The following is a 15,012-nucleotide window of genomic DNA, read 5'->3' as shown; positions in this document are numbered from 1 at the left end:
ACTTTCATCAGTTAATCTCTCTTTGCCAGAGGAGATCTGCTACCCGTGTTATTCCTGCTTTAAGATGGCGGCGATAGGTACTAAAAGGTAAATCTAGTTGTTCGGCTGCTTGTTCCTGAGTCGGAGCAGGACTCACATAAGTACGGTACAAAACACGATATAACTTTTCATCGCGGGGAAAAGATTGTAGCGATTCTGCTGCTTGTTTCACCAAAGTTATTAAAGCAGTAATTCGTTCGGTATTGCTTCCTTTATGAGTAAGACTATCTTCTACCAATCGGGAACGTAACAAAGGGTTTTTCTGTAATGCATCGGGGCGTGTTAAGTTACGTAAAGCATCCTGTACAGCTTCTACAAAATCAGGTTGACTGAGAACCAACAAAGAATGACAAACAGGTGCAGTCACAGAACATTCTGTAGAAGTAGAAGTAGAAGCAGCAATTTCTCTCTTTGCTAACAGTTCTCTCCACAATAAAGCAGTCACTACCCGCCAATCATGACCGTATACCCCATAGCGCCTTCCCCCAACTTCAAAATCAGCTTCTGGAATTCGCGTTAAGTCGAAGTAAGTTAACATGGGGGTCCATGCATCGGGTTCAGCGCATGGGAGAAAGGTATATGCTAATCCTGGTGTTTTCTGAAAAAACTGGACAAAATTAATAAAAATTAAGCTTTGAGTAGGAGAAACAGATTGATATGTGTCTCGCGCCATCCAGAAACGGAAGATAGTTGCACCTTCACTTGGACGTAATGGTGCATGGGTTTGAAGATATCGCCAGGATGTAGCAGCACCTGGATCTGCATTTAAGTCTTCCGATGAGGCTTCATGTAATGCCACTAAGATTGCAAACCCTGCAGGTGTAGATTCTGAATCTCGAAACAACACAACATTTTGCGGTTGACGTTTTATCCAATGGGCGGCTATTTTCGCTGATTCTTCTCCTTCATACTGTGCCACCATCTGATATATTGCATCTTTGTCACTTTCTGTCAGTGAATCGGTTAATAAACTACTTTGTTCTTGCCAAGTAAAACGAGGACGAATGGCAGGATTATCCCGATGTAAGAACATATAATCAAACAAGATGCGGTGCTTTTCTTGGTCTTGAGTTTGTTCCAAGCGCTTGACATAGTAAGCACGCGAGCGATGGTGTAATTCTGCATAAAGTTCTGGATTTCGCCAACGTAAATCGGCAATTAAAACTTCACGGGCTAAATCGTGGGGAAACACGCCCATCTGTCCCGCTTCAATAAACGAAAGTTCTCGCAACCACTCAAAAACTTCATGAGTGTCTGACAAATCCAACATATGTGACAGCAATGCTTCAGTCATAAGTCTGACCACTGCACAAGCTTGTAATGCTAGACGATGACTCGGTGTTGGGACTTCTGTAATAAATCTTTCTAACAGCGCCTTGATAATGTCTGGTACGGTTTCTGGGTATAAAAAAATTTCTTTTTCTTGAATAAAAACGTCTGCAATTAATGATAATGCTAGGGGATAGCCGTGAGTGAAATCAAGAATTGAAGAATGTTGTGCGATGGGAATATCCCGTTTGGTCAAGTATGATAAGCTTTCTTCGGGGCTGAGATTGCGGAGAGGCAAAGTACGAATTAACGCTTGCCAACCCGGATCGCTGCACCAAGCTTCAGAAGGAGAATTACGTCCGCTAAAGACAACTAACGTTTCTGAGGACAGTTGAGGTAAAAATTCTTCCCTCAACCACTCATCTAATGCGGAGATGTTTTCATAAGTGTCCAGAAAAACGATCGTGCGATCGCTGCTCTCCCCTAGTATCTGAAGTGGAGAATCTGTATCTTGTAAATTCAATAACGAACGTAGGACACTCAGAAACGATGCTGGTGCAGGCTCTAAATTCCGTCCTTCTATGTATATAAATTGTATATTTCTTTGTTCTGCTATACGAGTCAATTGTCGGAGTAAACTTGTTTTCCCAATACCGCCAGGACCATAAATATACAAAATATTAAAAGGCAATACACTTGAGGTAATAGCATTGCGAAACAATTCCAGTTCCTGTACTCGTCCTACAAATCTGTGATTTCGTTCTGCACTTAAACGCGCACCTAGAGAAGATGACATAAGTCTATTCCCCATCAAGATCTATACAATTTATAACTTCAGGGTGGCAGAGTCCAAATTCGGATAGTTGTATCCTTACTAGCACTAAATATTTTATCCGAACTGACAGTAACTCCTAAAATCCAGTTAGAATGACTGGTAAAACTATACAGCAATTGACCTGATTCTAAGTTCCATACTTTGATAGTATTATCAATACTTCCACTGATAATCTTTTTACCATCAGTACTAAAAGTTATACTAGTAACTCGAGCTGTATGTCCTTGTAAATTCCGTAATAAGCCCCCTGTTTGTAAATTCCATATTTTGATTGTGTTATCCCAACTACCACTAGCAATCTGTTGACCGTTTGGACTAAACGTTACAGATCGAACTGCATCAGAATGACCGTTGAGGGTTTGCAAAAGTTTACCTGTTGGGAGTTCCCAAATCTTTATTTTTTTATCTATTCCACCAGTCACTAATTTTTTGCCATCAGGACTAATAGCTATGGAGAAAATACGTCCTGAGTGTCCTTTAATAACTTGTAGTATTTTACCAGTATGGATATCAGAAAAAATGAGATTGCCATTTTCATCTCCACTTATCAGTGTCCTATTATCTGAACTCATAACAATAGACCACAAAGGGACAGAACAAATATTTAATATTTTTATTAATTGCTTTGTTTGCCAATTCCAAATACGAACTTTTCCTTGGCTATCTGCACTAATAAGGTTCTGGCGATCGCTAGAAAATACCAAAGACCGAATCACATCATTATGTCCAGTTAAGGTATGCTGAACTTTTCCAGTCTTTAAATTCCAAATCTTTATTGTTTTATCTGCACTTCCACTTACTAAATTTTGATTTTCATTGCTTAAAATAATTGACCATACAGAATCCGTATGTTCAGTCAAGACCGAATTAGAAATCTTATCAGATACTATTCCAGACTTTTGTTTTTGAGAAGTCACATATGGATTTTGTGGAAATATATTAATAGGAGACAATAGAGATAAGTTATAAAAAACATACATTAAAATAATAAATAATAAAGAAAATATTGTCACATAACTGAATATCAAAAGCTTAGGAAACGACAAAATAGCTTGCTGACTTCCTTTTCCTATGATGTTATGTTGCAAGAGATTAGGAATTAGAGATTGAGTAACAAGAGGTAGATTTAAATGGAGTTCACCCCTCCCCAATTTTCTCCTTGGTAAGGTGAGAGTGCGCGAGCGTGCAGGAGGGGTATTTCCGTACTTCACTAAGTTAAAATTTGCTGTATCTCTCGTATTTTGTTCGTTAGAGACAAATAAATGAATTAATTGATTTTGTATGAGTACAGTACTAATTTCTTCACACATTTTTTGAGAAATCTTGACTCCCGATCGATTAGATTGATAATTGCTAAAACTTGTAACCAATATACTTTCTAAATAATCTGGAAGGTTTGTTCGAGGAAAAAAAGCAACGGGACCCGTTTGCAAGCAGGTCAAAATATTATTAAGTATGAATAAGTTAAGACTTACTTTCAGATGATAACAAACAAAATATGGAACGCAAGCACGACCAAATTCATCAAAACCATCATTATAAAGCCAACCAAATAAAATTTGGTCTGAAGAAATTTGTTGTATGTAAATAGCTTGATATCCTATGTCAGGCGGATTGTATGCATCCCAATACTGATAAACTATCTGTTTTAAAAAAATTTGCTGGATTTCTACAGGAACTTCTACACTGGCGAGAGTTGTAAACCCAATGCCAGTAAAACTACTGTAAATCAGTTGACCAAGAAGCAAAGACATGGAAAAAATAAGGAATAAAATTATCTTTTGTCTTGGAGTAAAATTTGGATCTGTTGTTTTGCAGGTAATCTTTCTGGGGTAATAGAGATGATACCAAAAGTAAACAATAGAAATACAATCCCTGCTAAAAAACTGATGCTAATTAGAGACGAGCTTACAATATATCTCTGTATTTGTGCTAGAAGTAATTGATTGACAAATAAATTTTGAGCTACTCCACTTGCTAGATTTTGTTGTGTTAAGAAATGATGGTGTTTGTTTAATTGTGCGAGTAACCAAAGTAGAGGTTCAGCAGCACCTCTAGCTCTCAATGCGGATAGTCCTTCCATAGAGATAATAGGGATTGCTGAATAAAATTTTTGATAATTTGCTTGTACTGTATCTAGACGAGAAATAAGAGGTTGAAGACTTTGTTCAATTTTTAATTGGGTGACTGTACCTGGTTCGAGAAGATCGCATTTTGTGAGAATCAGAGCAAAGGCGTATTTGAGACGGTGTTGGGCAATTAGAGAAGCGATCGCAACAATTTGATGAAACATTTCTTCTAACGTGTTAACATAGTCCGGTTCGCTAATTAATGCATGGGCGTTAATAAACACGCAACATCCGTGGGAAGCTAATACCATTTCTTGAAAATCTGGATTGCAAAGATCGCATATTTCTCCAGGAATGTCCCACCATCGAAATTGACATAAAGTTTTTATCCCCCAAAGTGTATGACGTTTTAAATTGAAATTAAAGTTAGTGATTTTGATTGTTGCAGGTGGATAAAAATGAGTTCGTGCAATATGGCTATTAATTTTCTCAAGATTTTCTTGAACTTCACTATCTTGACATTCAAACCAGAAAGTATGAGGATTATGCTTGGGAGTATTGGAGTGTAATTCAGAGTAGCTTCCTGCTAAAAAAACAGTTTTTCCTACTCCACGTTTTCCAATACTTAAGAGGCTGAATGTTTGTGCGGGAGTGAATGATTGTTTCATAAAATAGGGATTGGGAATTGGGGATTGGCGATTGGGGACTAGAGACATGGTAAAGTCTATTGAGGTACAAATTTATCCGCGTCCATCCGCGTTCATCTGCGGTTAATTTTTTCTTACTAGACCTTACGACATTAGGAATTGCTATATTTAGAAGAATTCTTTATCGAAAGAGACGGAAGATGAGAGAGATGGGGTTGAAACGGGAATTTCTGGAAAATAAAGATGTGAATCCTAAAGTAATTTGGCGGAAACTATAACCAGTTCTGGAGTTAGAAGAGATATTAAGATTACCGTTATTAGAAATGTTGGTACTATCTTCTGCAAAAGAAGTAATCTCTGTTTGTTGAAAGAAAAAAGTTTCAAAATTAGCTGGATTGATACCCCCATTAATTTTCTGTTCTTCTTGGCTTAATAGGTTTGTTAACAAGTCTAGTTTATGAGTTCTTTCAATGTTGTTCATGATTTTGTTAGTTGTCATTTGTCATTTGTCACTAATGAGATAGAAACTTTAAATGTTCGCCTGGAGAAGAACGCAATTCTTTTAAGAAGCCTTGAATCTGGACTTTTCCTTTATCTAAAAGGGTTACCCAGTCGGCGCGTTCGATAACGCTAGGGCGGTGGGTTATAAGAATGGTTGTTTTGCCTTTGCGATGAGTCAGTAATCGATCTAAAACATTGGCTTCGCTGACTGGATCTAGTCCTGCAGTGGATTCGTCTAAGATCAAAATGGGAGGATCTGTTACAATTCCTCTAGCGATCGCTAATCTTTGTCTTTGTCCACCGGAGAGGTTTGCACCAAATTCTCCTAAGACTGTTTGGTATTTGTTTGGCAATTGACTGATAAAATCATCGGCATCAGCAATCTGACAAGCTTGGACTATCTGTTCAAAGGAAATGTAGGGCGTTCCAAGTCGGAAATTTTCAATGATACTCCGACTCCAGAAATGGGGTTCTTGAGGAATGTAGACGATTTGCTGTCGCACGCATTCTAAGGATAAGTCTTCTAAGTTAAAGTAACCTACACGAATATTTCCTGATTGCGGTTGATATAATCCGGCGATGAGTTTGGCTAGAGTACTTTTACCACAACCCGACTTACCAATTAAAGCGATCGCATATCCACCGGGAAGAGTCACAGAAAAATCTTTCATCAAATCTAGTCTTCCTGCATGGTGAAAAAGAAGGCGTTGGCAAACAATATCTGTACTTTCTGGAAGCTTTACATATGGTTTTTGTGTATTCCCTGTGGCTTCACTAGTTGCATCAATGACTTCGTTTAACCGACTGACTGCAGTTTGAGTGCGGTAGTATTCATCAACTAAACTAATTAAAGAACTCATCAAGGCGAGGACATTTCCTTGCATACTGTTAAAAGCCAATAGTTGTCCAATACTTAATTCCTTGCTAATAACGAGTAAGCTACCAAATCCAAGTAAGGAGATACTACCAATATTACTAACTAGTTGCGAAAAAATACTATTAACAATAGTGATTTGTATGGTACTAAACGTTAGGTTTGCTAAACGTCCAAAACGAGTTTGAAATTCTTCCCAAAATTGGGGTGCTGCATTGGTTGCTTTAATGACTAATGCTCCTTTAAAAGTCTCAACTAAAACCCCTTGGTTTTCTGAAGCTAACACTAATAAATTGCGAGTTGCTTGTTGTAAAGATGGAATAAATGGTAAAGTAGAAACAGCCATTAATATACCAATGAAAGTCACTGCTATGGTGAGTTTCCAACTAGAGAAAAGCATAAATGTAAAAGAAATGACAGCTACGAAAAATTGACTGGGAAGTAACGCAACAATTTGAGACAGTAACTGGTTAATTTCATTAATATCGCGTAACCGACTGATAATTTCCCCACTTCGTCTAGTTTCATAAAAACTTAGGGGGAGATTGAGAATTTTACGCCCAAATTCAAGCACAAATCCTAATTGCAGGCGTTGGCTGAAATGAGCCATTAAAGTTGACTGCAATAATTGTAGTGTGCTGTTAAAAAGATTCATGACTATGACAGCAGCAATAACAACTGTTAGAAGTTGAGTATCTTGTCTAACCAATACTTCATCAGTAAGAATTTGGATGAGAAATGGACTTGCTAGAGAGAAAAGCCCTAAAACAATATTGATTGATAAAACTGCAAAAATTAAGTTGCGATAGGGTAAGATTCGTCTGACAAAACGCCCAAACCCACTTAAGACTTGTGTTTGTGTTTGTTGAAGAAAAGACTCTGGATCTGGTTCCAACAGTAACATGATGCCATTCCAAGCTGCTGTGAGATCTGCTCGTTTTAGATAACGAATACCTAATGCTGGATCGGCTATGATGTACTTGTTACCGCTTTTTCCGTATAAAACGACCCAGTGATAACCTTTCCAATGGATAACTCCTGGTAATGGTATTTCTTTGATGTTGTCTAAGATCTCTGGTGAAGCTTTAACAGAACGTGTTTTGAAACCAAGAGTCTCAAATCCGCGTTTTAAACCTAGTAAAGTCGTACCTAGCTGTCCGGTTCCAACGACTTCCCGACTTCGAGTGATACTTAATATACGTCCATAATATTTGCAAATAGAAGCAAGACAGGCTGCTCCGCAATCTTCTTCACTCAGTTGTGACACGCACTGATATTTTTGTTTAGTTAAGACAAGCATAGGGAGTCATATTATTTTTATTTTTGAACCGCTGATGAACGCTGACGGACGCGGATGGATAATTGTCTCAAAAAATCTACGTTTATCTGCGTGGATCTGCGGTTTTAAATATTAGAAATTAACCGCATTTTGCGAAGGACAAATTTCAAAACGGTTTCTTGTCGCGAGATGATATCTGCTTTTCCTTCCATACCTGGTAGTAGTTGACATTGGTTTTTGAGCTCGCCAACATACATCTGCTGGGGTTGGATACTGACTTCGTAAGCTGCTGTGTTAATTCCTGGTTGGATAAGAGCATCGGGTGCTACAGTTTTGACTGTACCCTTGAGCGTGCCATAGTCAGGGTAGGGACAGGCGGAAACTTGTATTTGCACGTCTTGTCCTGGTTTAACTTTGTCAATATCGTTTGATGAAACTTGGGTTTTTATAACTAGAGCGGCGTTTTGAGGGGCGATGCTAGCAATTGCTTCACCAGGACGCACAACCTGTTGCGGGTTCCGCAAGTTGAGTTGTAATATAGTTCCTGCGATCGGAGCGCGAAGAATCGTTCCGTAAATGTCGCTGTTAATTTGTTGCAGTTGTTTTTGGGTGCGATCGCGTTGTTTTTGCTGTTCTAATCTTTGTTGTAGTAATGTCTGTCTTTCTTTATTTAAACTGGCGAGGGTTGCTTTTCCTTTAGCAGATGCTTGGCTGATGTTTTCCATTGCTACAGTAACACTAGCATCGCTGGGGTTGAGTGCTGTTTCTGCGCGTTGTAAATTGAGTTGAGCAACTTTCAATGCCTGTTGTTTTTCTTCTAAGAGATTTTTAGCAGAAATTTTTGCCTGTTCCAGTTTAGCTCGAGCTGCTTTGACTGCTTGTTCTTTCTCTTCTAATAGAGTACGAGAAATTGCGCCTGATGAAGACACAGATTGTAGTCTATCAAATTGAGTTTTGGCTAATTGTAAAGCCGCTTCGGCTTCTTGAACGGTGACAGATAAGACTTGCTCTGTCTGTAATCTTTCAAGTTGTACCCTTGCAAGTTGTAAGTTAGTTTCTGCTTGATTTTTATCTGCTTGGGCTTTGACTTGTTGGTCTTGATAATTTCGTTGTACTCCTGCTAACTCGGCTTTAGATGCAGCGATATTGCGATCGATTAAGTTTGTTTTTGCAGCTATTTGTGACTCTAGGCTTTTCAGTTGGGCGTCAATTTGCTGAATTTGTAGTTCGCTTTGCTGAATGCTACTTTGTATTTGGCTTTTTTGAGTTTGTAACCGGGAGTTATCAATGTATGCAATGGCTTCTCCCTTTTTCACCTGTTGATTTTCACTGACTAAAATTTTTGTAATTGTTCCTTCTACCGCCGCTTGTACCAACCGCAAGTCTCCTGCAGGACGTATAGTTGCTAGTACTTTAACAGCAACACTGTATTTGAGGATGGTAGAAAGTGCAACAGCGCTACCCAGGATGGTTATTACAGATATACCTGCAACGATCGCCCAAGGACTAATCTGGGGGAGAAACTCGTTTCCTTGAATTGTTGGTAATTGTTCTGGTGTAGGAGTTTCTAGCATTGTTATTAAGGTGGAGAATAATATTTTCTTGTGGTCTATTAACTTGAAAATTGCTGTAATACAGGACGGGCGAGGACGCCCATCCCACGCCAATTAATTGAGTTGATGGCGTCAATCAACAAAATTAGACATTGATGTTGAACAACTCAGACGCAAAGCTATTGGTATCGCTAGCTCCAACAATACGTGTAACTTCACCACCATCTCTACCAGATTTTACAGTAGAAACAGTTGCTAATTTTTTCTCGGAGAACTTAGTTTTTGTTAAACTGTCTAAGTCAATACCGTCAATAGAGCCAATACTGAGACCACCAGCGATTGTTTCTTCTTGTTCAACGGACAAATCTACTAAGAAATTGGATTGCATCATAGAATTAGACATGGTTGTAACCTCAATTGAATGTATTTTGTGTTTAGTTTTCAGTGCTGGTCAGTCAACGTTGCTATTGGTGTTTGTTGCTTGTTGCTTCCCAACTGTTTGTAGTTTGTCCTGTTGTTTTGCTCGATTACCATGTCAATGACTGCTCAATCTATGCCCAATTTTTGTTCAAGTCGAAGATAGAGGTAAACGAAGGGGGGAGGGCTGTTTAAAAAAAAGCTCGATTATGGCGAAAACACAGACATCTCACGAATATCAAAATCTCAGTTTTAACACGAAGAATTGATAAATAAATTAAACATAGCCTACCGACTAACTTTGTAGCTTGATGATACCTTTTAATTGATAATTCTAAGTTTTTAATCTACAATATTAAGAAAATCTTATCATTCAGCGTTCCTCGGAAATTAGCGTGGATAGAATATGAACGCACATGGCTCAAGAATCTAGAAAAATGGGATATTCGACATCTTGGATTGGCAACACTTTTAGTGGAAATCGTAAGTGGGTGCAAATCAATATAGAGGCAATGTATGTTGCACCTGATGGAACTGTTTACACGAATAGTATCTGGGACGAAGCAGCAAAAGAGGCGGGTATATATAAAAATGGAGATGTTGCTGATTTTGCTGCTGATTTACATGGTTGGGAGCGTTTGGGTGGCAAAGCGGTAACAGCTAATTCGCGCTACTTGTACGTGGGAATGTCACAAGGTGCGGGTTTGGGCAAACCGGGTGAGGATTATCCACCAAAAGGAACGATTTGGTACTGTATCCGACGTTATAACTTATCAGGTCAGCAAGCACCTTTTTCTGGTGGGCGTGGTTGGGATAAGAGTATGGCGATCGTGAATACGAGTAGTCCGGTGACTGGATTAGCTGCGACTGATAATGAGGTGTATGTTAGCGACAAGGCTGGTAATAGAATTATTGTCTATGATGCTAACTCCATGAACCAACTCCGGAGTTTCTCTTTTTCTCGTCCGGGACACATAGCCATAGACCGACAGAAGAATCTTTGGATTGTCCAACAAAAAGAAAATTCTTCCTCTGCTGCGATTTTGCGGTATTCTCCCCAAGGACAGCAGTTATCGGAAAAAATTACTAATGTTGTGGAACCAAGTGCGATCGTACTCGACAACCAAGGTAGATTATTAGTTGCAGACAACGGACCGCGCCAACAAATACTGATTTACAACATTACGGGTTCTCCCTCTCAAGTTGGAACATTTGGCATCGAACGAGGCGTGTATGCAGGAACTCCCGGTCAGATCGGAGATTTAAAACTTTACGGTATTACTGGAGTAGGCACTGATGCACAAGGTAACATTTATGTTGCCAACGATGGTTTTAACAACGCTGGTGCTGACCTGAGAAAATTTTCTCCTAATGGTGCAATGCAATGGAGATTGTTAGGGTTGTGCTTTCTGGATACTGCAGATGCCGATCCCGCTTCTGATGGTCGTGACGTGTTCACAAAAGAAGAACACTATGTGATGGACTATGACAAACCTAACGGTCAGCAGTGGACTTATGCTGACTACACAGTTAACGCTATTAAATACCCGCAAGATCCCAGACTCAATACTACAGCAACTGCAGTTTTCTTCCGAAGAGTTCAAGGCAGACCCTTGATGTACTTAACAGGTATGTACAACAGTTGGATGCAAATATATCGTTTTGCACAAAACTCTGAAGGTTGGACGGCGATCCCAAGTGGGATGTTTGTAGGCACTCCAGCAGATCCTAACAAGCCTTTTTTCACTCAAGGGAATTGGCCTCCAAACCAACCTAAATCTGGTGAGTGGATTTGGCGCGATGCGAACGGTAATGGAGCCTTCGACCCAGGTGAATACGATACTAGTAAAGACGATGTTTACATTGGTGGTTGGTGGGTAGATAGTCGAGGCGATGTGTGGAAAAATTTACGCACTGCTAATGGTATCCGACATTATCCTCTCCAGGGTTTTGATGGGAGTGGCAATCCTATCTATACTTATGCATCAATGAAGAAAATAGCCACACCAAACTTGTTCACAGATTTGCGTAGAATAGAATATTTTCCAGAGACAGACACAATGTATTTGACAGGGTTTACTAAAGAAAACCCAGCACCGGATGATGATGCCAAAGTCGTTGGGTCTGAATTAGTCCGTTTTGATAATTGGAGTAAAGGAAACAGAAACCCAGCGTGGAGAACTAAGTTACCTGTAGATAGACGCCCTGAAGAGAAACAGACTATTTACCCAGCCGCAATCAGTGTAGCAGGTGACTATGTATTTGTAGCAACGGTAAAAACAAGGCAAGTTTATGTTTATAGAACATCAAATGGTTCGCAAGCAGATATCATGACACCAGATCTCAATGTTGAACCAGAAGCAGGTTGGGTAGATGTTCCCTATGGTGTCAGAGCTTATCGTCGTTCTAATGGAGAATATATCGTTTTTCTTGAAGAAGACCACCACGGTAAGGTTTTATTTTTCCGTTGGAGACCATAGCAGTTGAAAAGCTTGGGCTTTAGCCCAAGCTTTTTACAAGTCATTTAGAAACCACCACTAAAGGCAAGCGCTCTGTATCAAAGTAATGTACTGCGATCGCTATGCAGGTGCTATGCCCCATAGCCAAAATGATTGCTACATTATTTGTTTAAACTGTCATATGTAAAACATAGCTAATAAGATTGGTAACCCATAACTTATCAAGAAAGTATGTTTCGTGAGTTATTTTTATTTAAAGTTATTGTAAATCTAATAGCAATCATTCTTTACTTAAGCTATAGTTAGTAAATGCTCTGAATTTATACTAAAAAAACGTATGCGCTCGCTCGTTATTATATTTTTTTTACTATATTTAATGTTATCTTTCAATAAACCTGTGTTTGCCAAACCAAGTTTCAATGAAAAAAACATAGATTTTGCTGTACCAATTTGTTATATGCAAATGCAAAATGGTACAATTATAAATCTAAGTAAACTTTGTGATAATCCAGCTAACCCTACGCATATTAAACAAGTTATAGCAACTTATGAATGTCCTGGCTGTAATCTAAGAGGAGCAAACTTAGCTTATGCAGACCTCACTTATGGGGATTTGAGTAAAGCAAACTTGAGTAATGCAAACTTACGTGGTACTAAACTAGTTGATGCCGATCTTAGTGAAGCTAACCTAATGGGGGCTGACTTGAGAGGAGCAAACTTGCGTGGTGCTGATTTGAAAAAGACCAAGCTAAATGGAGCCAATCTCAAGGGGGCTATTATGCCTGATGGAAGTGTTTATAAATAGTACGGCAACTTCTTGTGCAATGTATCCCAATTAGAGAATATTTTCAAAGTGAAGGGCTATTGTAAGAAAACTTACAAGGCTCTAGTGCTTAAATGTGCTTGCAAGCTCATTGTAACTAATAACACGCTATGCTAGGTTTTTCATTATAAATTACAATACCTTTGCCAATTTAGGAGGGTTTGATTTCTGTAGAAAGCGGATGAATACGACCTAGGGAGGTAAGCTTGGCAGAAATCTGGGCGAATATTATAGGCTCTGGTTTTACAGGCAGCATTTTTAACATTTCCCGGACATATTGAAAACCACGGTAGAAAGCCTTGAGGTCAACAATTCCAGAGCCGGGATTACAGGAGCGAAATTGAGCTAGCAGACAATCTTGTTAAGTTAACCATAAACAATGAAAGGTTATTTCTTGAAGTTTTACTTCTGGGTTTGACGCGGGAGCTTTGTTATCTACATTACTCTTTATCACTTGTTCTACCTGAATCGGGAATGAATGTCTTTCGTTGACACTTACCAATGACAATGTAAAGAAAGATAGCCCCGCTCTCGGTTGATTTACTAAAATGGAAAAAAAATTATCTAACCCATATGTTTTTTGACCAGCTTTTGTCACAATAACTTCATCTCCTGCTAACAAATAAACATTATTTTTCCTCCACAGACAAGTGGATATAAACTAGATGCTGAGAAACAAGAGGACGCAAAATACGCTCTGACACAGGGACACGGAGAATTCATAACAACTCTCCGCGTCACCGCGTCTCAAAGTCTCCATGTCGCACGGTTTTAGGGTTTTCTTAGTGCTATTCGGTTTGAATCCCCATCCAATTGTGCCTTCTACCCTCTGCCTTCTTCAAAAGTTTTACTTATTCTTAAGCCGACTTACTCACCTGTCTTTGAGTTAACTTTGGCGTAGCGACGGCTGACCTATCGCCTGTTACAGTTCCCAATTTTACTCTACCTGAGAACTTTTTCCTGCGGTCAATTATTCTCTGGCTATAGTGATGAGAGATCGCTACTTACGAGAGAAATTCAAATTTAACAATTAAGGACTATGAGCAGGTTCTGCTTCCATTAAAAGAGGATACGAGGATGATAGTTCCGCATCCTGACGCAAGATTTCTGGCTGCACTGATTCAGATGGAATAAAGGTTAAACGACACCACATGGGCAATAGTCCCCATTGAGCATCTTGTTCGTCATAGTCAGGATAGTTTTTGTATTCTTCTTCATTTATAAATCCTGTTTCAAAGACAAGTGCGTACTTTCCTTGAACCATTGTAACTTCTTTACCCAAGTCTGCAACGTCTGAAACCCTAACTGTCCCTGATTTTCCTACATCAAACGGAACTAGAATAGCACGAACAGTATCTGCTCTAAGGTTTATTTCATTAGCTAGCCATACTTCTGTTGATAGTTCAGGAGCCTGCCCAATCATACCGAAGGCTACACTACTAGGACGCCATGAAAAGCCCTGTCTACCTTGTTGCTCGGTCCAATCATGAATTATTCCATCACTCCCTGGATCGTAAACTACAATTTGACAGAACGCAACCCCCAACTCAAAAGAGACAATCATCATAGATTATGGAATAACTACTAGCTCTACTTTATATCCATCATTCAGCTTAATATTTGTGGAACCATAATTATTAATTTGGTTACCAATTCTAGTTCCTGTTCCTCTATTATCACCAAGCGTAACTGGTCTTACACTTGCCGCTCCTCCATTTTCAAGGAAAACTGCTGGTGGGTACTCATCTAGGTCTTGACCAGGTCTAGCTGGTGTACCTCCTGATTGCCTATATCTACGGAGAGATGCTCTACGACGCTTCTCATTATTGGGTCTATCAATTGTCACAATTCTTGGAAACCCCTTTGCTTGTGCATCTAACGCATGTGCAGCCGATTCAGGATACTGGCTTGAAGAAATAGTTATCTGAGGGAAACCTAAAGAAAAAAATGTACTGCCACCTGCACTAGAAGAACCTTGAAAAACATTACCTCCTGTAAGTATTTGACTGGGGTCAATAGATAATGCTGCTGTGTTAGGCTGTATCGAACCTTCATTTAATGCAGTTATCTTGAGGAGATTAAAACCTGGTTCAAGAGTTACATTCACGTCTGTACCCTCGTTACTAAGTAATAAAGCTGCTTGTATAACTTTTCCGTTCAATTCAACCTTAATCAAATCGCCATCTTCTACGCCTTCATCAAAAAATCTTATTCTAATCGGATTAGCTATAGAACCCATTTGACATC

The 15,012-nt window shown here is 39.2% G+C and carries 11 protein-coding genes and 1 pseudogene; 2 read left to right on the top strand and 10 right to left on the bottom strand.

Translation table 11 applies throughout. From position 1 onward, the window contains the following. Nucleotides 1-7: 7 nt before the first annotated feature. From ACKTT2_RS45600 to ACKTT2_RS45570, 7 genes are all read right to left on the bottom strand, one after another. Entirely contained in the window at nt 8-2,104 is a 2,097-nt protein-coding gene (locus tag ACKTT2_RS45600; protein ID WP_407899190.1) for an AAA family ATPase, read from the bottom strand. 38 nt (nt 2,105-2,142) lie between these two features. Beyond that, nucleotides 2,143-3,897, bottom strand: coding sequence for a WD40 repeat domain-containing protein (locus tag ACKTT2_RS45595; protein ID WP_407899188.1), 1,755 nt, complete (start codon nt 3,895-3,897; stop codon nt 2,143-2,145). Between the two features lie 20 nt (nt 3,898-3,917). After that, entirely contained in the window at nt 3,918-4,880 is a 963-nt protein-coding gene (locus ACKTT2_RS45590) for a hypothetical protein (RefSeq protein ID WP_407899186.1), read from the bottom strand. A gap of 160 nt (nt 4,881-5,040) precedes the next feature. After that, on the bottom strand, nt 5,041-5,358 hold the full coding sequence (locus ACKTT2_RS45585) for a hypothetical protein (protein ID WP_407899184.1): 318 nt from the start codon (nt 5,356-5,358) through the stop codon (nt 5,041-5,043). Nucleotides 5,359-5,371: 13 nt separating this feature from the next. Further along, nucleotides 5,372-7,534 (bottom strand): peptidase domain-containing ABC transporter, encoded by a 2,163-nt coding sequence (locus ACKTT2_RS45580; protein ID WP_407899182.1) that lies wholly within the window; start codon nt 7,532-7,534, stop codon nt 5,372-5,374. 104 nt (nt 7,535-7,638) lie between these two features. Beyond that, nucleotides 7,639-9,087, bottom strand: coding sequence for a beta-barrel domain-containing protein (locus tag ACKTT2_RS45575; RefSeq protein WP_407899180.1), 1,449 nt, complete (start codon nt 9,085-9,087; stop codon nt 7,639-7,641). A 124-nt stretch (nt 9,088-9,211) separates the two neighbouring features. Further along, entirely contained in the window at nt 9,212-9,469 is a 258-nt protein-coding gene (locus ACKTT2_RS45570; protein WP_407899178.1) for a CTB family bacteriocin, read from the bottom strand. A gap of 430 nt (nt 9,470-9,899) precedes the next feature. Between ACKTT2_RS45570 and ACKTT2_RS45565 the strand changes: the two genes are divergently transcribed. Together ACKTT2_RS45565 and ACKTT2_RS45560 are read left to right on the top strand one after the other, a co-directional pair. Continuing rightward, nucleotides 9,900-11,963, top strand: coding sequence for an NHL repeat-containing protein (locus ACKTT2_RS45565; RefSeq protein ID WP_407899176.1), 2,064 nt, complete (start codon nt 9,900-9,902; stop codon nt 11,961-11,963). Nucleotides 11,964-12,318: 355 nt separating this feature from the next. Further along, a complete protein-coding gene (locus ACKTT2_RS45560; protein WP_407899174.1) occupies nt 12,319-12,747 on the top strand; it encodes a pentapeptide repeat-containing protein in 429 nt (142 codons plus the stop codon). 409 nt (nt 12,748-13,156) lie between these two features. On the opposite strand, the pseudogene ACKTT2_RS52450 reads toward ACKTT2_RS45560, so the two are convergent. The 3 genes and pseudogenes from ACKTT2_RS52450 to ACKTT2_RS45545 form a co-directional block, all read right to left on the bottom strand. Continuing rightward, nucleotides 13,157-13,426 (bottom strand): annotated as a pseudogene (locus ACKTT2_RS52450) (transposase); the annotation flags it as partial. 369 nt (nt 13,427-13,795) lie between these two features. Further along, the gene (comJ, locus tag ACKTT2_RS45550; RefSeq protein WP_407899172.1) at nt 13,796-14,332 is read right to left on the bottom strand and encodes a competence protein ComJ; all 537 of its coding nucleotides are present in this window, start codon (nt 14,330-14,332) and stop codon (nt 13,796-13,798) included. A gap of 3 nt (nt 14,333-14,335) precedes the next feature. Further along, nucleotides 14,336-15,004 carry a hypothetical protein gene (locus tag ACKTT2_RS45545; protein ID WP_407899170.1) on the bottom strand — a complete coding sequence of 223 codons (669 nt, stop codon included), beginning with the start codon at nt 15,002-15,004 and terminating at the stop codon, nt 14,336-14,338. Nucleotides 15,005-15,012 lie beyond the last annotated feature (8 nt).

Origin of the sequence: Scytonema hankhaensis NUACC26 (assembly GCF_045865695.1) — a bacterium.
Classification (GTDB): domain Bacteria; phylum Cyanobacteriota; class Cyanobacteriia; order Cyanobacteriales; family Nostocaceae; genus Scytonema.
Note: the sequence above shows the minus strand (reverse complement) of the source record. Positions and strands in the feature narration are given on the sequence as shown.

What these genes read in the sequence shown, in the direction of transcription:
- ACKTT2_RS45585 (WP_407899184.1), bottom strand. Translation starts at nt 5,358, where the DNA reads ATGACAACTAACAAAATCATGAACAACATTGAAAGAACTCATAAACTA.
- ACKTT2_RS45575 (WP_407899180.1), bottom strand. Translation starts at nt 9,087, where the DNA reads ATGCTAGAAACTCCTACACCAGAACAATTACCAACAATTCAAGGAAAC.
- ACKTT2_RS45580 (WP_407899182.1), bottom strand. Translation starts at nt 7,534, where the DNA reads ATGCTTGTCTTAACTAAACAAAAATATCAGTGCGTGTCACAACTGAGT.
- ACKTT2_RS45590 (WP_407899186.1), bottom strand. Translation starts at nt 4,880, where the DNA reads ATGAAACAATCATTCACTCCCGCACAAACATTCAGCCTCTTAAGTATT.
- ACKTT2_RS45545 (WP_407899170.1), bottom strand. Translation starts at nt 15,004, where the DNA reads ATGGGTTCTATAGCTAATCCGATTAGAATAAGATTTTTTGATGAAGGC.
- ACKTT2_RS45595 (WP_407899188.1), bottom strand. Translation starts at nt 3,897, where the DNA reads ATGTCTTTGCTTCTTGGTCAACTGATTTACAGTAGTTTTACTGGCATT.
- comJ (WP_407899172.1), bottom strand. Translation starts at nt 14,332, where the DNA reads ATGATGATTGTCTCTTTTGAGTTGGGGGTTGCGTTCTGTCAAATTGTA.
- ACKTT2_RS45570 (WP_407899178.1), bottom strand. Translation starts at nt 9,469, where the DNA reads ATGTCTAATTCTATGATGCAATCCAATTTCTTAGTAGATTTGTCCGTT.
- ACKTT2_RS45600 (WP_407899190.1), bottom strand. Translation starts at nt 2,104, where the DNA reads ATGTCATCTTCTCTAGGTGCGCGTTTAAGTGCAGAACGAAATCACAGA.
- ACKTT2_RS45560 (WP_407899174.1), top strand. Translation starts at nt 12,319, where the DNA reads ATGTTATCTTTCAATAAACCTGTGTTTGCCAAACCAAGTTTCAATGAA.
- ACKTT2_RS45565 (WP_407899176.1), top strand. Translation starts at nt 9,900, where the DNA reads ATGGCTCAAGAATCTAGAAAAATGGGATATTCGACATCTTGGATTGGC.